The sequence below is a fragment of the Chryseobacterium sp. JUb7 genome, assembly GCF_024806495.1.
GTDB lineage: Bacteria > Bacteroidota > Bacteroidia > Flavobacteriales > Weeksellaceae > Chryseobacterium.
On sequence record NZ_JANUFF010000001.1, the window covers coordinates 397,132 to 416,847 of the forward strand.

A 19,716-nucleotide genomic window follows, 5' to 3' on the forward strand; every position below is an offset into this window, starting at 1 on the left:
ATACAAAATTGTCAATAAAACATCAGCTTGGATTAATCACCAATGATAAATCCTTGCTCTACATTGACATTTTTTTACTTAATTTGTTGTTAAAATATCAAATACAATACAAATGAAAATTGAAAAAGAAATTATTCCTTTTGAAAATGAGGAATCTTTTAAGATCCATACACCCTGTTTTAAAAACTATTTTTTCTGGCATTACCACCCTGAAATAGAATTGGTATATGTAGAAGCCATCAATGGAATCAGCCATGTAGGAAAGCACATTTCCGGATTTGTAGAAAGTTATCTGGTGCTGATAGGTCCCAATATCCCCCATCTTAATTTCGATTATGGAATTGAAACAGAATACAGACAGATTGTTGTTCAGCTGAAAGAAGACTTCCCGAAAAACACCATTCTTTCCACCCCTGAATTTGCACCTGTAAAAAAACTTCTGGAACGGTCATGTTTCGGATTATCTTTTAAAGGTGAGACAAAAGAAAAAGCTGTTGAAAAATTGAAAGCTGTAAAAATCATGAAATCATTCGATGCTTTAATGGGACTGATTGAAGTTTTATATATTCTGGCTGAATCTACAGAGGTTGAACAGCTTAATGATGAAGATACCAGCGTAAAATTCTTTTTGAATGATAAGGTGAGAATGGGAAATGTTTACAGCTATATTCATGAGAATTACGATAAAAATCCGGATGTGAATACCGTGGCGGAAATGGTTCATCTGAGCACTTCTGCATTTTGCCGTTATTTTAAAAAACAGACCGATATGACATTTACAGACTTTGTCAATCAGTACAGAATAAATCAGGCAAAAACTCTATTGCTGTGTGATGTGAGTATTTCTGAAATCGCTTATCATGTAGGCTTTGAAAGTATTTCTTATTTTAATAAATTATTTAAAAACCTTGTAGGGGAAACACCTACTGATTTTAAAAAGAAGAATAAACTGAATTGATCTAAATAAAGAAACTCTCGCAGATTATAAAAATCCGCGAGAGTTTAACAAGATTAAAAAATATTAAAAAAACTACTCTACTTCAAAAATTGCCTGAATTTCCACTGATGAATTCACCGGAATGGAAGAAGCCCCCAATGTGGCTCTGGCATGTTTCCCTTTTTCTCCAAAAACCTCAACTGTAAGATCAGAAGCCGTATTCATAAGACCTGCATGATTGGTATAATCGTCTTTGGTATTAAAAATTCCGGTTAACTGAACACATTGTTTTACTTTGCTTAAATCTCCTCCCACCGCTTCATTTAAAACCGATAAAACATTCAGCATTGTTACTTTTGTGGCATCTTTTACCTGCTGCTCGTTAACCTCTGCACCCAATTTCCCAGGATTAAAAATTTTTCCGTCTTTTAGGGCTACCTGATTAATAAAAACAAGATTTCCGGAACGCACAAAAGGCTTGTAATTTCCTGCCGGTTTTGGAACCTGCGGAAGAATTATATTTTTTTCTTTCAAAGTCTGATTAAACAGATTTTTGGGGTTTTCACTGACAGCAATTTCCTGTTTATGTAATGTTCCTTTAAGGGCTGAAGTTACTTTTGCGAAGTTCCGCCCCTGAAGCTGCGCCAATTGACGCTCATCTTTCGTTGGTCTTTCAACATCTTTTAAAGATGCCATAGTGGTTGTTCCCAACACGGTATTACCCTGAGGAATTGATTTATTCATCCCCTCATAGCCACGAATTCCATTCGAAACCAGCACCATTCCGTGTACAGCCAGACTGTTCCAGAATGACTGAAGTGCCAGTTCTTTTCCCGCGCCGCTTCCTGCAGACATAAAAACCGTTGCAGGCATTCCTTCCAAAGAATGACTAGTCCAGAGATTAACTGTTTTAGAAAGAAATTCACTCATTCCGGTGCTGATATTTCCAAAATAGACAGGAGATCCGAAAGCAATTCCGTCATAGGTCGGGAGTTCATCCACAGTAGCTACAGGAATGCTTTTAAGTTTTGGATTTTGAGAATCCTTTACCTGCTTGATGATTGCTGTAGCATTGTTCTCACTTTCAATTCCTTTGGCAAGTTCTTTTGCCATTTCGTAAGTCCCACCATTATCTGAATGAATAAGGACCAGTATGTTAGCTTTGTTTTGTGCCATGATGTTGGTAATATTTAATAATAAAATTAAAATAAAAAGAGAACTTAATTTTTTCATTCTGAATTTGATATACATTTACTTTACAAAATTACTAATGACGTTTTTATTAAATTTGCCAAAAATTCTATGCAGAACGACAAGATAAAATGCGGCCTGATCGAACAAACCAACAGTCAGTTTGTAGATACTATTGAAAAGGAAGCTTACGTATGGTGTGAAAAAGACTGGAATCACGATCATTATGAGCATTCTCACAATCGCTCGCAGCTCACATTTGTGGAAGAAGGCTACCAGTATTTTCATATTGATCATACAATTTATCTGGTTCCTCAAAATCACGTGATCTGGATTCCTTCTGAAAAACCTCATCGGATCACATCAGAGGCCAGGACTGTAAGTCTGATGCTGTTTTTATTTAAATCTGTTTTTAAAGAAGATTTTTACAGGAGTGTTCAGGTTTTCGCGGTTCCTCCGGTACTCAAAGAAATGCTGTTATATGCTTCAAAGTGGAATAAATCATTAAATGAAGATGAAGAACAGGATATATTCTTCAAAGCGATTTTAAAAAGCCTGCCTAATTTCTGTAAGGAAAGCAATTATTTGGAAATCCCCGTTCCTACTGACGAAAGACTGATTCCTGTATGTAATTATATCAATTCAAATTTCAAATATAATCTGGATATAGATTCACTGGCTGAAAAAGCCCAGATGTCGGTAAGAAGCCTGCAGAGAATTTTCAAAAATGAAACAGGAATTACACTGCAGAAATACCATCAGCTGGTCAGAATTTTAAAAAGTATTGAACTGATAGATACCAAACAGTACACCTTAAGCCAAGTCGCTTATTTGATAGGTTACCAGAGTCTATCTGCCTTTACATCTTCTTATTTTTCAATCATGAAATCAAAACCTAAAATCAATAAATCTTAAGATGTTTCAAAACTCGCGATCATATTGCATTTTAAAATTTTGTATATTTTCATTAAAAAATAAAAAAGCATTATTTCAATGAAACAATGCTTATCTGGTTTTTGTTTTTACCCATTAATGATAATTCCGCCGTTCGGATGAAAAACCTGCCCTGTAATCTGGACCGCATCATCACTGACCAGGAACAGAAAACTGGTGGCTATTTCTTCAGGTGAAGCATTACGCTCCAAGGGAGGCTTATTGTCGTCTTCCTCTTCTTCTCCAAATGTTTTTTCCGTCAGTGGCGTTGCTACAGGACCTGGTGCTACAGCATTTACACGAATTCCCTTTGGTTTGGCCTGCAATGCCAATGATCTGGTAAAGGAAACAATAGCTCCTTTTGTTGCTGAATAGTCCAGTAATTCAGCATGCCCCTGATAGGCGACAGCAGATGTCGTATTTACAATGCTGCTTCCCTCTTTTAGGTATGGGAAAACAACTTTTGTCAATAAAATCATCCCAACAATATTTGAATCGAATGTTTTTCTGATATTTTTTTCTTCCAATTCTTCGATATTATCCGAAGGAAACTGAACTCCTGCATTGTTAATCAAAATATCAATGCCTCCAAACTCAGAAGCAACTTTTCCTGCCGTATCTTCACAGAATTCATAATCATTGATATCTCCCTGAAAAATAATAGACTTTCTGCCCAGTCTTGTAATTTCTGACTGCGTTTTCTCGGCATCTTCCTGATTGGAGTGATAAATAATGGCAATGTCTGCTCCGTGAGAAGCCAGAAGCAAAGCAACAGCTTTTCCTATTCCACTGTCGGCACCGGTAATAAGAACAGACTTCCCTTCTAATTTCAGTAAACTCATCCTGTCTATTTCAATATTAGCAACTGATTCATTTCGCTTTTAAAACATCCTAAAATAAATTCGGTATAATATATCTGAGCATTCAGAGCCTGAGTTTTGGGGTGTAGCTCCAGTTTTTTGGTTAAAATAATCTCACCTTTATAGGCGAAAGAAAAATATGCGAAAATTTTATATAAAGAATTTCTGATGGGAGTGCAATAGCCTGTTGTGGCAATAGCCCAATCTGATTCGAAAAGTTTTGACGCATTCAGAGCCATCGTTTCGGCAATATTTTCAGATACACAGTCACATTCTTCCGCTTCGGCTTTATCTACTTTTAATAGCCTTACTTTTTCCGGTAAGGTGTAAGCCGTCATTCCTCCTTTGTAAAAAAGAGAAGCATTCGGCATTTGTGAAAACGCAAGCTGTATGCATCCTGAAGTAACACTTTCTACAATAGCAATGGTCTCCCCTGCTGTCAGCAATGACTGGCTGATGTAATTTAAAAGGCTTTTTTGAAATTCCATAATTTTAATATTTAAGGTGTGTGAGGGTGTGTTATTTAAATTTTATTTTTAACTGTTTCTTTCGATTTCCAAATCCCATACTCTGTGTTTTGAAATGGCATCAATAAACTTCTCTTCGGGAGCTTTTTCATCCCAGGTAATGATCGCAGGATCATTATGTTTTTTTAACCCTACATTACTGTTTAAATATAAGGGTTCTGTATCCGCTCCGAAATATATAGCTTTGCAATGTTTATAAGCTTCATTGATAAAATGTAAAACAGGATGCTTATTCTCACCACTCATAAGTTCTTTCACAGAATTTTCTCCCGAAACAATATATAAAGCGTCAAAACAGACACTGGCAGTAGTGGTCAGCGAATGTTTCGGTGTGATGGCAGTCCCGTTGTTGGTCTTAATCGGTGCTACACTCGGCGCAATGATCTCTACTGTTGCACCTTGTTTTTCAAGTTTATTTTTTAACGCATTAAATGATTTTTCATCTGCTCCGTCAGCCATTATAAAACCTATTTTTCTACTTTTGATAGTATCTTTAACGGTATTAGCCATGCTTAAAGCCGGTGAAATTTTTGTTTTAGAGGTTTTCTCTTTACTCTGTAAAATCGCAGGATCTGCATCTGCAGGAATACTTTGATTGGGAAGTTCGGGCTTTTTAACCTCAACTCCTATTTTTCCGGCCACTTTCGAAGCTAAATTTTTATCGATGAACGCAAGCTGTCCCACTACTCTTTCTCTGATTTCAGGAATTGTAACTTTTGAGAGCTCAAATACAAGAGCATTCTGAAGGTGCATTTTCTCGGGAGCCGACTGGCTGTTGTAAAATAATTTTGCCTGGGAATAGTGATCCACAAAACTATTGCTTCTCTCTCTTACTTTTGCGCCCGAAACTCTTTCCTGATGAGAAGAAAAACCACCTTCCTTCATCATCGATTGAAAAGGGCATCCACCTCCGATTGAATTTGGCTCATAACTTACTTTTCCTTTTACGATCTGCTGTCTCATATGCCCGTCACGTTGATTATTATGAACGGTATTAATAGACCTGTTAATCGGAATTTCATGAAAATTAGGTGAGCCCAGTCTCGATAATTGTGTATCTGTATAGGAGAATAATCTTCCCTGCAATAAAGGGTCATTGCTGAAATCAATGCCGGGTACCAAATGCCCCGGATGAAAAGCAATCTGCTCTGTTTCTGCAAAAAAATTGTCCGGATTTCTGTTTAATGTTAATGTTCCGATAATCTCAACCGGAACTTCTTCTTCTGGGATAAGTTTTGTCGGGTCTAAAAGGTCAAAATCAAATGTATCTTCATCTTCTTCAGGAATCAACTGTACTCCAAAATCCCACTCAGGAAAAGCACCATTATCAATAGCTTCCCAAAGATCTCTTCTGTGAAAATCTGCGTCAACACCTGAAATTTTCTGAGCTTCATCCCATGCAACAGAATGAACTCCTAATTTAGGTTTGAAATGAAATTTTACAAAATGAGACTTTCCTTCTTCATTAATAAATTTAAAAGAATGTACCCCAAAGCCTTCCATCATCCTGAGACTTCTCGGAATTGCCCTGTCGCTCATCACCCACATGATCATATGCATACTTTCGGGCATTAACGAAATAAAATCCCAAAATGTATCGTGAGCAGATGCTGCCTGTGGAATTTCGTTGTCCGGTTCAGGTTTTACAGCATGAATTAAATCCGGAAATTTAATCGCATCCTGAATAAAAAATACAGGGATATTATTGGCCACAAGATCGTAATTCCCTTCTTCTGTATAAAATTTCACGGCAAATCCCCGCGCATCCCGCGCAAGATCAGTACTGCCTCTACTTCCCGCTACGGTAGAAAACCTTACGAAAACAGGGGTTTCTTTTCCCACTTCATTTAAAAATTTGGCAGAAGTATATTTTTTCAGACTTTTGGTTAGCTTAAAAACACCGTGTGCTCCTGAGCCTCTGGCGTGAACAATCCTCTCAGGAATTCTCTCATGATCAAAATGGGTAATTTTTTCCCTTAAAATAAAATCTTCCAGTAAAGTAGGTCCTCTGTCTCCGGCCTTTAAAGAATCCTGATTATTGTTGACTTTAATCCCCTGATTGGTCGTCAGTTTTTCATTTTCATTGGAAGTGGTCAATTCTTCCAATTGTTTTAACTTTTGATTGTTTTGTTTAATGTCTTTCATATCAATTTATATTTTGTGGTGTTTAAGGGCTATTTTTAAACATTCAACTAAAAGTTATATATACACTTATAAGGTATCCTTTTCTAAAGAACTGAGTAGCTTTGTAAGATATTCTTCCTCTTTGAGTACTTTATAGTAAGCTGTTTTAGCATATAGCGTAAAAGATGGATTTTCTACCGCAATTTCAGTATTTATGTCTGAAGTGGTTGCTGCACTTTCATTATGATATGTGCTTATATGCAGGATATATTCCTGAATATAGGTATTAATGACATTCTTCATGATTTCGCATTTCGAATTGCTTTTAATTTTTTCTAAAGACTTAATCAGAAATGCCGTAACTCCGTATGAATTAATAACACTTGGAAACAGAGATTCATTCTCAATCACATTGTTCTTATCATACATGCCGGAAAGCTTAAATGTATCGTTTTCAAAAATCATAGTTTTAAAGTTTTATTAGTTATCCGAAATTTTCATATACTTTTCAAAATAATGCAGATCTTCTTTATCCTTTATTGAAAGGTAAAACATCACCTGCTCCGGTTCTTTCATTCCTATACTGCTGAAGCTGTCAAAATGGGCAATAAGAGCCTGAATGTTTTCGATTTCTATATTTTTTAAAATAACAAATAATAAAAAAACATTCTGCCTGATCTCTTTTGCATAGATGGTGGAACCATCTTCAAACCATTTTCCGTTGTTCTCCACTCTAGTGAATTGATCTTGTTTTAATGACTTAACTATTCTCTTACAATCCATATTTGATAATTTGTAATTATGAAATAAACCTCATCCAAAAGCATTATGTGGCTTATTACTTATAATGATCCCTTCTTGTGTAACATCTAAATTGATGGATGGTTCCGGTTAATTCTTCTCTTTGTTGAATGCATTAGGTAACGAACAACAAATTAAGTTTTAAATTGAAGAATTAAAAATTATAATTCCCAAAAGCAACATGGATTGAATTATAATTTCATTATCGTTATATCAAATATAAATATATAAAAATCAAATAATTATGATTTGAATCACATATTAAAAGAAAATGACTCTTTTTTCAAACTTCAGTGAGTTTTCTTTTTCCATTTTCTTCAGCGTCCGGATAACAGTCTCTACTCTAAGTCCGGTAAGATCTGCAATCTGCTGTCGGGTTAACCTTACAGGAAAGGAAAATGCCGAGCAGTCATCCTGAAAGCTTTTAAGGTAATTCATCAGTCCTTTTATTCTGATGGCAGGATTGGCAGAGGCTATACTCTGAATCATAATCATTTTATAGTACACCCTGTGAGAGAGGCAGCTGTTCAGCTCTAAGGAAATATCAGGGTATTCTTCCAAAATGGAAAAAAGCTTATTTTTTGGCAGCTTTATAACGGTACAAGGGCTAAGAGTAAAAGCATTCATAGGATATGTTTTGTCAACAAACAGACAAGAATCTCCAAAACTCTGATTTTCACCCAGAATATTATGAATAAACTCTTTGCCATCTTCATTATAATGATTGAGCTTCACATTGCCTTCAATAATCTGCCAGTAATATAAAGGCTTGTCTCCGCTACGAAAAATAAAATCTTTTGAATTGTAATTTCTAATCTCACCGCCATTTGATCTCAGAAGATCTTCATCAATCTTCATGCAGCTTATCGTTTTCATAGTTTTAAAGTTTTTAAAATTAAAAGCTTGTTGACAAATCACTTTTTATGAATTAAAATGATAACTATCACCTGTTTCTATCATCTTAAACCTTAACAGTTGTTATGTAAAAAATTCATAAAAAGACAATTATTTGATAATATTTTCCTTTAAAAACTACCAATACAAGAAGTGAACCGTATTTCTTTATTGAAATGTTAAAAAAATGTTAAAAATAATTTATGTCTCAGAATATCACTCTAAAAATAAAATCGTATTCAAAAAACTCTGAATACGATTTATTAACAAGAATAAAAATGGTTTTAAAATAAATGAATTTGTCTTTATATTTTATTAAGAATTTATTTAGCAAACTTTTTGGTTCCGGCTACACAAAGAATTACTCCTACCGTTACTCCTACCATTCCCATACTTACCTGCTCATGCAGAAGATAAGCCGCGAGAGCCAATCCGAAAAAAGGCTGTAAAAGCTGAAGCTGACCAACCGTTGCAATGCCTCCCTGAGCAAGACCTTTATACCAAAATATAAATCCTATAAACATACTGAACAGAGAGATGTAAGCCAATCCGAACCATCCCGATACACTCACATTTTCCACATGATCCGGGAAATAAATAAAAAATAAAGGCAGCATTAATGGCAATGCAATGACAAGTGCCCAAGAGATTACCTGCCATCCGCCCAGTGCTTTAGATAATTTTGCGCCTTCTGCATATCCAAGACCACATAAAATAACAGCTGCCAGCATTAAAATATCGCCAACCGGAGAGGCTGAAATTCCTTGTGAAACAGCATAACCAATCACCAAAAGACTTCCAATGACAGAAAAGAACCAGAAAACAGGATGCGGCCTCTCTCCTCCTCTCAAAACTCCGAAAATAGCCGTTGCCAGAGGAAGCATTCCTAAAAATACAATAGAATGAGCCGAGGTAAGATACTGTAAAGCCATGGCAGAAAGTAAAGGAAATCCTACTACACAACCTATTGAGACCAAGATTAATGAAAAAATCTGATCTTTTGCCGGGCGCTTTTCTTTATAAATTAGTAATACAGAAAGAGCCAAAATACCTGCAATTCCCGCTCTTGCAATCGTTACAAAAAAAGGGCTCATCTCCATTACGGCCAGTTTTGTGGCAGGCATTCCTGCGCTAAAAAGCACAACCCCTATAAAACCATTTACCCATCCGCTGATTTTTTGATCTTTTGATATATTAGCTGTCATCATTTCATTATATTTTTTGTTGGATCAAAATTAGAAAGAATAAAAAGACAAACACAGTATCAGTTTTGTATATTTGCATGGACACAGTTACAATATGAACAAAGAATTTTTATATACGGAAATAGCAAGTGGTATCGCCACACAGATTAGAAAAGGAGTTCTGAAGCCTGGGGATAAGCTTCCTTCCGTAAGAATGCTGTGCCAGGATCATCATATCAGTATGAATACGGCAAAACGGGTTTTTCTGGAACTCGAATCTCAATCTTTAGTAGATTCCAAACCTCAGTCCGGTTATTTTGTGAGTCCGCTGACGGTGATAGATCTTCCGCTTGCTGAGATAAGCAGCCCCTCATTAATTGCGAATAATAAGGAGCCTGATGAACTGATCAGTAAAGTTTATGAAAATATAGGCAATAAAAACATGACGATTTTCTCCATTGGAATACCATCCGGAGATCTTCTGCCACAGGCAAAATTAAAAAAAGAAATTATCAATGCCACCCGTGAATTGAAAGAAGGCGGAACAGAATATGAGGAACTTCAGGGCAATTTAAAATTAAGAAGAATGATCGCGTTAAGATCGATGTCATGGGGAGGTAATTTTAATGAAAATGATCTGGTGACAACCAACGGAGGGATGAATGCTCTCTCCTTTTGCTTAATGGCTTTAGGAAAACCTGGTGATACGATTGCCATTGAAAGCCCATGCTACCCGGGAATTCTGCAGCTGGCAAACGGCTTAGGCTTAAAGGTTCTTGAACTTCCTACGCATCCCACCACAGGAATTGAAATTGAAGCTTTAAAAAAAGTAATTCCAAAAATTGATATCTGTCTGCTGATTCCCAATTTTAATTCCCCGTTGGGCAGCTGTATGCCGGATGATAATAAAAAAGAGATTGTTAAGCTGCTTTCTGAAAACGGAATTCCTTTGATTGAGGACGATGTATACGGAGATCTTTATTTCGGTTCAAACCGTCCTAAATGCTGCAAATCTTTTGATATGGAAGGAAATGTACTCTATTGCAGCTCTATTTCAAAAACACTGGCACCGGGTTATCGTGTGGGCTGGATAGCTCCCGGAAAATATAAAGATAAAATTTTAAAACTTAAACTGCTTCATTCCACCTCATCGATAACAGTGGTCAATGAAGCCGTAGCCAATTTTCTTAAAACCGGAAGATATGAAAAACACCTTCAGCAACTAAGAAAAACCCTTCAGAACAACTGCCAAAGCTACATTCAGACCATTGCAGAATATTTTCCTGAAGGAACTAAGATCAGCCGTCCACAAGGCGGGCTTTCTCTATGGGTGGAGTTTGATAAGCATCTGAAAACAACATCACTTTACGATCTTGCCATTAAGCAAAACATCAGCATTGCACCGGGAAGAATGTTTACCCTGCAGGATCAGTTTGAAAACTGTATGCGACTTTGTATCGGTCTGCCATGGACAGAAAGTACCGAATTAAGCCTTAGAAAAATTGGTGAATTGGCGAAAAGTATTATATAAAAAAGATAAGTGAAGGCGGAAGAAGAATATTTTAAAAAAAATCCTGACGTCCGGCTTCACTTATTTTTACTTATTTATTATCCGGAACGAAATTCTTTCTGGCCAGTTCTTTTCTTACCCTGCTTAAGCTCTCCGGAGTAATTCCAAGGTAGGAAGCGATCATCCATTGCGGAACCCTTAACAGTAAATCCGGGTACATTTTAATAAATTTCATGTATCGCTCTTCTGCTGTCTCGCCTAATAAAGAATTGATTCTGTCCTGAAGACTTTTAATATGTTTTTGAACCAGAATATCACTTTTTTCGAGGCTGTTTGGAAACTCTCCGATCAGCTTACTGATAAAATCCGGATGTAATAAAAGAATCTCAGAATCTTCTACTGCTTCAATATAATAAATGGATTTTTCATTAAAATAAAGACTGCTCCGGTCTGAAATCAGCCAACTTTCAGGGGCAAACTGTATGATATGTTCCTTACCGTTTTTATCAATAGAATACATTTTCAAAAGTCCCTTTTCTACAAAATAAATATGTCTGCAGATCTCACCATACTGTAAAATAAATTGATTTTTAGGAATTTTCTTTACTTCATAATGTAAACTGCACATGTTTACCTTTTCCAGAGGAACATCTAAGACTTTTGCTAAGTAATTATTAATATTTTTCATTTTGTTTTATACAAGCTGGCTTAAGGAAATATCTTGGTGAGAAGCATCATTAATGGCTTTTCCGTTTTCAATGACAATAAATTGCGGACTTTCATGACGGATTCCAAAATCTTCTGCAATTTTATTTGAAAGAGGCCTGTGAGCCAAAAGATCTAAATAATAAACCTCCACTGCTTCGTTCTGATTTTCTATTTCTTTTTCAAAATTTTTCAATACTGTTTTACTGATAAAACAACTTGTTGAATGTTTGAAAATACCTATTTTATGCTGAGAGGAGCTTTCAATCGCTTTTTTTAAATCATCTTCATTTTCTATCTTTTTCCAGAAAGACTTCTGTTCGGAACCCTCCTGTTTTCCTCCAAATATTTTATCAAAAAAACTCATACTTTAAATTGTTTAAGGTGATGATCAAGATGTTTATATTCTAAAAATCCCCAATCCTTTTCTTTCATACTTCCAAAAAGAGCATGGCTCCCGGGCAAATTATTGTTTTCATAAGCAAACCAATACTCTTCCAGCGTTTTTAGCAAGCCTTCTTTGGATTCATTAAAATCACATTCAAAATTAACGATTAGTTTTTGAAAAGTAGGCATATTTCGGGGAATTCCGTTATTGAAAATCTGCATTTCTTTTTTCGTTAAAGCTCCTATTGCTTCAAGAAAAGGATTAATCTTCGGAATATCAATCTTTTTCAGAGCAATCTGAAGAACAAGATCACAATGTCTGAGCATCTGCGCAGCATTCATCTTCCCCCATTTTCCGGGAGAATTTTCTGAAAGTTTAGCAATCCGCATCATAATTTCTTCAAAAAACAACCGATGATGAAGACTTTTTTTCACCAGCCTTTTTCGTTTTTCAGGTTTTCGATGTGGGCATAATGATGGTTGCAGTGCCATGCATACATGGCAAGATAAAATCTCAGATCATTGCTTTTATTCTGCTCAGGATGATTGAATGTTCTTGCAAACTGTTTATTCGTAAGACTTTTAAGCAAGGCAACCCATCTTTGGTGAGTGCCTTTGATCATTCTCATAGCTGGTTTTACAGGCATATTGATGCTATCCTGAAGTTCGGCCCACTTGGCTTCGTCATAAGGCTTTATAGTAGGGTTCTCTTCTGTTAAAGCCAGTTTAAAGCGCATAAAACTGTTGATATGGCTGTCTGCAAGATGATTGACAAGCTGGCGTACCGTCCATCCTCCCTCACGATATGGCGTATCCAATTGATCATCTGAAAAATTTTCAATAAGATTTTTCAATTTCCCCGGAAAGTCCTTGATTACTTTAATATGTTCATCAAGTTTGATATCGCAGATATTTTCAGGAGCCTCAAACGGACCTATCGGAAATTTCTTTTTCTCTAAATCACTCATTATATTAGTTTTAATTTTAAATAATAGCTGTTGTATTTTTTGAATATCATCTTCAGTAAATTTATCAAAAAATCGAGAATCTGGATATGATCCTACTTTAAATTCATCGTAAAAAAAAGCCTCAATTCGATTAAAATTGAAGCTTTTCTTATTTATATTAGCGGATTAATACCCATGTAGATCAATACCTTCTGTTCTTTGTAAGGTTACTTTCTTCCCCATTTTCTTTTGAATCACCCTGAAATGCTGTAATTCATCATCCGTAAGAATACTGATGGCTGTTCCTTTTTCATGGGCACGACCTGTTCTTCCGATACGGTGAATATAATCCAAAGGAGAACGCGGCAATTCATAGTTGATAACACATGGCAGAGATTCAATGTGAATCCCACGACCAATTAAATCTGTAGCAACCAGAATCTGGGCTCCGTTCACCTTAAATTCTTCAAGATTATTTCTACGGGCTCCCTGCGATTTCTGGCTGTGGATCGCCACCGCCTTTATTTTATTTTTTTTCAGTTTTTCAACTAAATTATCTGCAGATCTTGTCGATGAAACAAAAACAAGGGCCTTTTCAACCTTCTTTTCTTTTATCAGATAGCGTAAAAAAGGGCCTTTATTTTCCGGAGAAACGTGATAAGCCAATTGCTCAATATTATCAATTTCCACTTCCTCTTTTTTGATTTCAATCATCACAGGGTTGATCGATAATCGTTCTTTCATCTCAGAAACTTTATCATTTAAAGTCGCAGAAAATAAAGTGGTTTGCTTCGCAACAGGCATCATTGCGAATAATTTATTCATTTCTTCTCCGAAACCTAACTGAAACATTTTATCTGCTTCATCAATCACCAAATGCCGGATTCCTGAAATACTCAATGCTTTATGATCAATTAAATCCAATAGTCGCCCGGGGGTTGCAATAAGAACTTCAACACCAAACAGACCTTTCATCTGCGGATTGATAGAAACACCGCCATAAACAGCCATAGTACGGATTTCACGCTTCAAATTTTCTGTAAATGCTCTGAAGACTTCATCTATCTGAATAGCCAATTCACGCGTGGGCACCAATATTAAAACCTGAATATTACGATCTTTTTTAACTTCGGAATTTTGCAATTTTTCTAAAATCGGCATTACAAAACAAGCTGTTTTTCCTGAACCTGTCTGTGCAATTCCCATCAGGTCTTTTCCCTGTAAAATAACGGGAACAGCCTGCTCCTGGATTGGAAATGGCTTCAGGTAACCTAATTTGTTAACCGAACGAATAATATTGTGTGATAACCCTAAAGACTCAAATGACATAAAAAAAATAATTTCCTGCAAAGATAAGCTATTGAAATTTGGTTTATATGCTTATTTGTTGGTAATCGCAAAGGCGCAAAAATTATGCTTAAAATGACATTTTTAGATACAAGGATTTTATCTGCGATACAATTGAGTCATACAAAAAAATTTGCTGAAAATCTCTTGTCGAAGTGTTCTTGCGCCTTTACAATTACCCACATTTCTAAATCTATCAAGAAAATTACCAATCTAAATGCCGTTTTGTCCGATATTTCTAATTTGGACAAATTTTTGAAGAATAGTTTTTATAATTTTATCAAAAATTCGAGAAATCAAAATATGAAAAAAGCGTTAATAATCGTAGATGTACAGAATGATTTTTGCGAAGGTGGTGCATTGGCAGTTCCGGGAGCGAATGAAGTGATTCCTTACATCAATCTTCTGATGGAAGAGAATGAATATGATCAAATAATTTTAACACAGGATTGGCATCCTTCCAACCATAAAAGTTTTGCCAGCAACAATGGCAGAAAAGTCGGGGAAAGCATTATTTTAAATGGCGTTCCTCAGTTCATGTGGCCGGATCACTGTGTTCAGGGAACTTTAGGAGCAGAATTCCACAAAGATCTGAACAGAGACAAGGTAACTCACGTTATTCAGAAAGGAAAAAATACTGAAATTGATGCTTATAGCGGTTTTCAGGATAACAATCATTTTATGAAAACCGGACTGGATGACTTCTTAAAATATCATGAAATTCAGTTAGTCGAAATCGTTGGTTTAGCGATGGATTATTGTGTGAAATTTACATGTACAGACGCTGTGGCAAACGGATATGTTACCTGTCTGCATTTCAACGGAACCCGTGCTGTAAATGTAAAACCTGATAATGGCAGAGATGCTATTTATGAAATGATTCAGAAAGGGGTAACTGTTCTTGGATAGTGTTTGTATAAAAAGGGCTTCGACAGGCTCAGCCTGACAGTGGATAGGATAAAATTACTGTTTACTATAGAGTTTTGTCAGGCTGAGCTCGTCGAAGCCTCTTTCAAGCATAAAAAAGACGTTGAAAATAAATTCAACGTCTTTTTATTTTTAATTCAAAAGCTTAGAATACAGATCTTGAAATCCGTATTAAAGCATTTTAAGATTATTTACTTCCAGTTCTGTCAGAATTCTCCAGTGTCCTCTTTTGATATTCTTCTTTGTTAACCCCGCAAACATTACTCTGTCTAAAGCCTCCACTTCGTACCCTAATCTTTGGAATATTCTTCTGATCACACGGTTCCAGCCGATATGGATTTCAATCCCAATTTCGTTTTTAGGTTTCCCTTCAATAAAAGAAATCTGATCCACTTCCGCTACTCCTTCATCCAGACGAATACCTTCAGCAATTAATTTCATGTCCTCATGGGTCAATTTTTTATCCAACGTTACATGATAGATTTTTTTCGCATCAAAAGAAGGATGCGTCAATTTCTTAGTCATGTGTCCGTCATTGGTCAAAAGAATAACACCTGTCGTGGAACGGTCCAGTCTTCCAACCGGGAAAACACGGTATGGAGAAGCATTGGCCACCAAATCCATTACAGTTTTTCTTGCCTTGTCATCTTTAGTCGTAGAAATATATCCTTTTGGTTTATTTAAAAGAACATATACCGGCTTCTCAGGAGTAATATTCTGGCCGTCGAAAACTACTTTATCAACTTTCTGAACCTGATATCCCATTTCTGTAACCACTTTTCCGTTAACTTCTACAAGTCCCTGAGTGATTAATTCATCCGCTTCTCTTCTGCTGCAAATTCCTGAATTCGCGATGTATTTATTAAGACGGATCGTATCTTTATGAATATCTTTCTCTATTTTATTCAGTCTTCTTTTTTGTACAAAAGATTTTGCACCATCTTGATTTCTATCGTCTCCGCTTCCCGGTCTTCTTCCGTATTTTAAACTGCCTCTTTCATACTTATCTCTGGTATCAAAGCTATTCGGTCTGCTTCCGCCTCTTTTTGGAGCAGATTTGGCGAATGGCTTCTTTTCTTCACCTGGATTCGTAATAAATGGCTCTTGTTCCGTTTTTCCAAATTTCTTATCCATTCGGTCCTGGTAACTCGTGCTACCGCTCTTTCTTGAATCAGAATTTTTCTCTCCAGCCTTTGGAAATGATTTTTTGAAGGGTTTAGATCCTGAAGAATTTCCAGGTCTAGAAGCACGAGAACTATCAGAATTATTTCTTGTTGAACTTCTTGGTTTTTTTGGTCTTCCTGAATTATTGTCTCTGCTCATGCTAAAATATTTTTGCAAAGATAGTAATTTAGTTACGAGTTAAAAATTAAGAATCATAACTTTGCAATATAGTTTTAATTCTAACGTAATAGAAAAACCGAAAATGATAACAATAGTAGATGATAATTTTTCTCAATTAAACGACTTTTTACACGAAAAATCTTTCAGCAAAATCTTTATTTTAGTTGATGAAAATACACATGAATATTGTCTTCCTACTCTTTTAGGAAATCTGGAGACTGATTTGGGCTTTGAAATTCTGGAGATTGAAGCGGGTGAAGAAATGAAAAATATTCAGACAGCCAATCAGCTTTGGGAAATATTGACGGAAATGCAGGCGGACAGAAAAGCTCTTGTCATTAATCTTGGTGGCGGGGTCATTACAGATATGGGAGGTTTTGTAGCTTCCACATATAAAAGAGGAATTCAGTTTATTAATATCCCGACTACCCTTTTATCTATGTGTGATGCTTCGATTGGCGGAAAAACAGGAATCGACCTTATGCATTATAAAAATATGGTCGGTACTTTCACTTTTCCGGAACAGATTTTTGTATATCCTAAATTTTTGGAAACCCTTCCTTTCAAAGAATTAAGAAGTGGCTTTGCAGAAATGCTGAAACATGGTCTTATTGCAGATAAATTACATTGGGAAAACCTTACCGGTATTCATAAATTGGATGTTGAAGGTATTATTCCTCATATTCAGACCTCAATGGATATTAAACAGGAGGTTGTAGAAAAAGATTTTCATGAAAAAAATATCCGTAAAAATTTAAATTTCGGACATACAATCGGACACGCCATTGAAAGCTTATGTCTAAGCCAGGGAAATCCTATTCTCCACGGTGAAGCAGTCGCCATGGGAATGATTTCGGAAGCTCATCTTGCTTTTTTAGAAGGCTTGCTGTCTGAAGAAGATGCCGGAATTATCATTGAAAATATTCAGAGATACTATCCTTATTTAGATATCAGTGATTTTAAAGATGAAGATATTTTCGGATTATTATTAAATGATAAGAAAAATACGGACAGTAAAATCAATTTTTCATTAGTATCGGGAATCGGTTCCTGCGTTTTTGATCATCAGTGCCATCAGAAAAATATTGTCGGTTCACTGGAATTTTACAGGAATCTTATTAATTCTTAAATCAATAATTCTTGAAATAAGAAAAAATTAAAATTTTAAATAAACATTTGTTTAGATATATAATTAATTGAAAATCAAATACATAAACACGTAAACCATCTTTAACAAGATGGTTTTTTTACTGTTTTTTATCATGAAAATAATTTTTGGCAAGCAATTTGAAAGATACTCTGCGTCTACCGGTAAAACGGATGACAAGTAGTAAAATTTAGAATTAGAAATAGTAAATTTAAAAAAATAAGTTATGAAAAAGTTAATTTTAGGATTAGCAGTAACAGCAGGTTCATTGGCTTTTGCTCAACAAACACCAACTACATCTTCTAACCCGGTAACTTTCGGTGTAAAAGGAGGTATGAACGTTTCATCTTTATCTAAAACTGAAGGATTGGATGACACAAAATCAAAAATCGGTTTCAACGCAGGGGTATTCGCAAATATTCCGGTAGCAAGTAATTTCAGTGTTCAGCCAGAGGTTATTTATAATGACCTTGGTGCAAAATCAACAAGAAAATACAGTGCTTTAGGAAATGAATACAGAGCAGATTATTCTACAAATTTAGGATATATCGCTGTACCGGTAATGTTCCAGTATAATGCTCTTCCAAACCTTTATTTAGAAGCAGGTCCGGAATTTGGTTTTATGGTAAGTGCTAAAGATAAATTTAAGACTTCTACCAACGGAAACACAGACAGTTCTACAACATCTACTTTAAATAAAGATGATTTCCAGACATTTAACTTTGGAATTGGTATCGGAGCAGGTTATTATTTCACAGATAACTTAGGAATTACGGCTAGATATACTGCTGGTTTAACAGATATTTTGAAAAATAACAACGGAGATGCGGTTAAAAACAACGTATTCCAGGTAGGTTTAGCTTATAAATTCAAATAATAAGCGAGTCTTATCAACATTCATGTAACAAATTTTAATTCAATAAAAAGGTCAGGTTTATTTTTAAGCCTGATCTTTTTTATTTGATAAATTCTTCTAAAATGCCATTTTATAAAATTTATTTAACCTATTGCCTGCATTCTACAACAACAAACAATCCATTGAAAATTAAAATATTACATTTAAAATAGTTATTTATTATCATTTTTTAAATCAATTAATATTTTTTGGCAGGAAATTTGCTTATTTGTGTTTTAAAAACGAATTAATCGTTAATAAACATTAATATAATAACTATGAAAAAATTATTTTTGGGATTTGCTATTGCAGCAAGTTCATTAACTTTCGCTCAGGAAAAAGCTAAAACAAGCACTTCACCGGTAAGATTTGGAATTAAAGCAGGTCTTAACGTATCTTCAATCAATGCTGATGATTCAAAAGCAAAAGCAGGAATTTATGGTGGATTTTTCGCAAATATTCCGGTAGCCACTTCTTTCAGTGTTCAGCCCGAACTTTTATACAACGGAATGGGTGCAAAACATAAAGATTTTTCTGATGTAAGGTTAAATCTTGATTATATTTCAGTACCTGTTATGTTACAATACAATGTTCTTCCAGAACTATATCTTGAAGCTGGACCTCAATTCAGTTTTGCTATTAACAGAAAAATTAAAGGTGACGGAGGATCTGTAGACGTAAAAGATTTCTACAAAGGATTTGATTTAGGGATCGGTCTGGGAGCTGGATATTACTTTGCTCAAGGATTTGGAGTAACGGCAAGATTCGTTGCGGGAGCTACAGATATTATTGAAAATAATAATGATGATGCGATCAGAAACAGCGTATTTCAAGTAGGAATTGCTTATAAATTTTAAAACAATTTTTGATTTCAATAGAAAGGGTCAGGTTTTAGTAATGAAGCCTGACCTTTTCATTTTTAATCATTTTATAAAATTTTGGCATATAAAAAACTGTTTTAAACCTTAAAGTTCAACATTAATATTGAGCTTTTTTTGATGCTCAAATGTTAAAAAACAGCTTTAAAATTCTTTTTTATATTTCATATCTGAAATT

Annotated in this window: 21 protein-coding genes; 7 read left to right on the forward strand and 14 right to left on the reverse strand. The window is 35.3% G+C overall.

What is annotated here, in order from left to right; genetic code table 11:
• The first annotated feature begins 112 nt into the window (after nt 1–112).
• Nucleotides 113–958 (forward strand): AraC family transcriptional regulator, encoded by an 846-nt coding sequence (locus M2373_RS01835; RefSeq protein ID WP_259106831.1) that lies wholly within the window; start codon nt 113–115, stop codon nt 956–958.
• Between the two features lie 72 nt (nt 959–1,030).
• On the opposite strand, the gene M2373_RS01840 is transcribed toward M2373_RS01835, so the two are convergent.
• Nucleotides 1,031–2,170, reverse strand: coding sequence for an Atu1372/SO_1960 family protein (locus tag M2373_RS01840; protein ID WP_259106832.1), 1,140 nt, complete (start codon nt 2,168–2,170; stop codon nt 1,031–1,033).
• Nucleotides 2,171–2,239: 69 nt separating this feature from the next.
• Here M2373_RS01840 and M2373_RS01845 point away from each other — a divergent pair, with 69 nt between their 5' ends.
• A complete protein-coding gene (locus M2373_RS01845) occupies nt 2,240–3,043 on the forward strand; it encodes an AraC family transcriptional regulator (protein WP_259106834.1) in 804 nt (267 codons plus the stop codon).
• A gap of 107 nt (nt 3,044–3,150) precedes the next feature.
• On the opposite strand, the gene M2373_RS01850 is transcribed toward M2373_RS01845, so the two are convergent.
• The 7 genes from M2373_RS01850 to M2373_RS01880 form a co-directional block, all read right to left on the reverse strand.
• Entirely contained in the window at nt 3,151–3,903 is a 753-nt protein-coding gene (locus tag M2373_RS01850; protein WP_259106837.1) for an SDR family oxidoreductase, read from the reverse strand.
• Nucleotides 3,904–3,908: 5 nt separating this feature from the next.
• Entirely contained in the window at nt 3,909–4,409 is a 501-nt protein-coding gene (locus M2373_RS01855; RefSeq protein WP_259106839.1) for a CinA family protein, read from the reverse strand.
• A 48-nt stretch (nt 4,410–4,457) separates the two neighbouring features.
• Entirely contained in the window at nt 4,458–6,593 is a 2,136-nt protein-coding gene (locus M2373_RS01860) for a catalase (RefSeq protein WP_259106841.1), read from the reverse strand.
• A 66-nt stretch (nt 6,594–6,659) separates the two neighbouring features.
• Entirely contained in the window at nt 6,660–7,037 is a 378-nt protein-coding gene (locus M2373_RS01865) for a hypothetical protein (RefSeq protein WP_259106843.1), read from the reverse strand.
• 15 nt (nt 7,038–7,052) lie between these two features.
• Entirely contained in the window at nt 7,053–7,355 is a 303-nt protein-coding gene (locus M2373_RS01870) for a hypothetical protein (RefSeq protein WP_259106844.1), read from the reverse strand.
• Nucleotides 7,356–7,634: 279 nt separating this feature from the next.
• Nucleotides 7,635–8,249, reverse strand: a complete 615-nt coding sequence (locus tag M2373_RS01875) for a Crp/Fnr family transcriptional regulator (RefSeq protein ID WP_259106846.1) — start codon at nt 8,247–8,249, stop codon at nt 7,635–7,637.
• 341 nt (nt 8,250–8,590) lie between these two features.
• Entirely contained in the window at nt 8,591–9,475 is an 885-nt protein-coding gene (locus M2373_RS01880; protein WP_259106847.1) for a DMT family transporter, read from the reverse strand.
• Nucleotides 9,476–9,566: 91 nt separating this feature from the next.
• Between M2373_RS01880 and M2373_RS01885 the strand changes: the two genes are divergently transcribed.
• Nucleotides 9,567–10,982, forward strand: coding sequence for a PLP-dependent aminotransferase family protein (locus M2373_RS01885; protein WP_259106848.1), 1,416 nt, complete (start codon nt 9,567–9,569; stop codon nt 10,980–10,982).
• Between the two features lie 70 nt (nt 10,983–11,052).
• Here the strand turns inward: M2373_RS01885 and M2373_RS01890 are convergent, their stop codons facing one another.
• The 5 genes from M2373_RS01890 to M2373_RS01910 all read right to left on the reverse strand — a co-directional run bounded on the left by M2373_RS01890 (nt 11,053) and on the right by M2373_RS01910 (nt 14,329).
• Nucleotides 11,053–11,649, reverse strand: a complete 597-nt coding sequence (locus tag M2373_RS01890; RefSeq protein ID WP_259106850.1) for a Crp/Fnr family transcriptional regulator — start codon at nt 11,647–11,649, stop codon at nt 11,053–11,055.
• 6 nt (nt 11,650–11,655) lie between these two features.
• The gene (gene ytxJ / locus M2373_RS01895; protein ID WP_259106851.1) at nt 11,656–12,033 is read right to left on the reverse strand and encodes a bacillithiol system redox-active protein YtxJ; all 378 of its coding nucleotides are present in this window, start codon (nt 12,031–12,033) and stop codon (nt 11,656–11,658) included.
• Nucleotides 12,030–12,488 (reverse strand): DUF1569 domain-containing protein, encoded by a 459-nt coding sequence (locus tag M2373_RS01900; protein WP_259106852.1) that lies wholly within the window; start codon nt 12,486–12,488, stop codon nt 12,030–12,032. The genes ytxJ and M2373_RS01900 overlap by 4 nt, the downstream gene beginning before the upstream one ends.
• Nucleotides 12,485–13,021: a YfiT family bacillithiol transferase gene (locus M2373_RS01905; RefSeq protein WP_259106853.1), complete on the reverse strand. Its 537-nt coding sequence runs from the start codon at nt 13,019–13,021 to the stop codon at nt 12,485–12,487. Before M2373_RS01905 ends, M2373_RS01900 begins: the two co-directional genes overlap by 4 nt.
• A gap of 165 nt (nt 13,022–13,186) precedes the next feature.
• Nucleotides 13,187–14,329: a DEAD/DEAH box helicase gene (locus M2373_RS01910; RefSeq protein ID WP_259106856.1), complete on the reverse strand. Its 1,143-nt coding sequence runs from the start codon at nt 14,327–14,329 to the stop codon at nt 13,187–13,189.
• 321 nt (nt 14,330–14,650) lie between these two features.
• Here M2373_RS01910 and pncA point away from each other — a divergent pair, with 321 nt between their 5' ends.
• Nucleotides 14,651–15,256, forward strand: coding sequence for a bifunctional nicotinamidase/pyrazinamidase (gene pncA / locus M2373_RS01915; protein WP_259106858.1), 606 nt, complete (start codon nt 14,651–14,653; stop codon nt 15,254–15,256).
• A gap of 189 nt (nt 15,257–15,445) precedes the next feature.
• Here pncA and M2373_RS01920 read toward each other — a convergent pair whose 3' ends face one another.
• Complete coding sequence (locus M2373_RS01920) at nt 15,446–16,597, reverse strand: pseudouridine synthase (RefSeq protein ID WP_259106859.1); 1,152 nt, start codon at nt 16,595–16,597, stop codon at nt 15,446–15,448.
• 103 nt (nt 16,598–16,700) lie between these two features.
• On the opposite strand from M2373_RS01920, the gene aroB reads away from it, so the two are divergent.
• From aroB to M2373_RS01935, 3 genes are all read left to right on the forward strand, one after another.
• Nucleotides 16,701–17,747 (forward strand): 3-dehydroquinate synthase, encoded by a 1,047-nt coding sequence (aroB, locus tag M2373_RS01925; protein WP_259106860.1) that lies wholly within the window; start codon nt 16,701–16,703, stop codon nt 17,745–17,747.
• Between the two features lie 244 nt (nt 17,748–17,991).
• On the forward strand, nt 17,992–18,642 hold the full coding sequence (locus tag M2373_RS01930) for a porin family protein (protein WP_259106861.1): 651 nt from the start codon (nt 17,992–17,994) through the stop codon (nt 18,640–18,642).
• Nucleotides 18,643–18,938: 296 nt separating this feature from the next.
• Entirely contained in the window at nt 18,939–19,517 is a 579-nt protein-coding gene (locus M2373_RS01935) for a porin family protein (protein ID WP_259106862.1), read from the forward strand.
• Nucleotides 19,518–19,716 lie beyond the last annotated feature (199 nt).

Bases quoted from the DNA above. Each gene is read 5' to 3' on its own strand.
- M2373_RS01835 (WP_259106831.1), top strand. From the start codon at position 113: ATGAAAATTGAAAAAGAAATTATTCCTTTTGAAAATGAGGAATCTTTT.
- M2373_RS01840 (WP_259106832.1), bottom strand. From the start codon at position 2,170: ATGAAAAAATTAAGTTCTCTTTTTATTTTAATTTTATTATTAAATATT.
- M2373_RS01845 (WP_259106834.1), top strand. From the start codon at position 2,240: ATGCAGAACGACAAGATAAAATGCGGCCTGATCGAACAAACCAACAGT.
- M2373_RS01850 (WP_259106837.1), bottom strand. From the start codon at position 3,903: ATGAGTTTACTGAAATTAGAAGGGAAGTCTGTTCTTATTACCGGTGCC.
- M2373_RS01855 (WP_259106839.1), bottom strand. From the start codon at position 4,409: ATGGAATTTCAAAAAAGCCTTTTAAATTACATCAGCCAGTCATTGCTG.
- M2373_RS01860 (WP_259106841.1), bottom strand. From the start codon at position 6,593: ATGAAAGACATTAAACAAAACAATCAAAAGTTAAAACAATTGGAAGAA.
- M2373_RS01865 (WP_259106843.1), bottom strand. From the start codon at position 7,037: ATGATTTTTGAAAACGATACATTTAAGCTTTCCGGCATGTATGATAAG.
- M2373_RS01870 (WP_259106844.1), bottom strand. From the start codon at position 7,355: ATGGATTGTAAGAGAATAGTTAAGTCATTAAAACAAGATCAATTCACT.
- M2373_RS01875 (WP_259106846.1), bottom strand. From the start codon at position 8,249: ATGAAAACGATAAGCTGCATGAAGATTGATGAAGATCTTCTGAGATCA.
- M2373_RS01880 (WP_259106847.1), bottom strand. From the start codon at position 9,475: ATGATGACAGCTAATATATCAAAAGATCAAAAAATCAGCGGATGGGTA.
- M2373_RS01885 (WP_259106848.1), top strand. From the start codon at position 9,567: ATGAACAAAGAATTTTTATATACGGAAATAGCAAGTGGTATCGCCACA.
- M2373_RS01890 (WP_259106850.1), bottom strand. From the start codon at position 11,649: ATGAAAAATATTAATAATTACTTAGCAAAAGTCTTAGATGTTCCTCTG.
- ytxJ (WP_259106851.1), bottom strand. From the start codon at position 12,033: ATGAGTTTTTTTGATAAAATATTTGGAGGAAAACAGGAGGGTTCCGAA.
- M2373_RS01905 (WP_259106853.1), bottom strand. From the start codon at position 13,021: ATGAGTGATTTAGAGAAAAAGAAATTTCCGATAGGTCCGTTTGAGGCT.
- M2373_RS01910 (WP_259106856.1), bottom strand. From the start codon at position 14,329: ATGTCATTTGAGTCTTTAGGGTTATCACACAATATTATTCGTTCGGTT.
- pncA (WP_259106858.1), top strand. From the start codon at position 14,651: ATGAAAAAAGCGTTAATAATCGTAGATGTACAGAATGATTTTTGCGAA.
- M2373_RS01920 (WP_259106859.1), bottom strand. From the start codon at position 16,597: ATGAGCAGAGACAATAATTCAGGAAGACCAAAAAAACCAAGAAGTTCA.
- aroB (WP_259106860.1), top strand. From the start codon at position 16,701: ATGATAACAATAGTAGATGATAATTTTTCTCAATTAAACGACTTTTTA.
- M2373_RS01930 (WP_259106861.1), top strand. From the start codon at position 17,992: ATGAAAAAGTTAATTTTAGGATTAGCAGTAACAGCAGGTTCATTGGCT.
- M2373_RS01935 (WP_259106862.1), top strand. From the start codon at position 18,939: ATGAAAAAATTATTTTTGGGATTTGCTATTGCAGCAAGTTCATTAACT.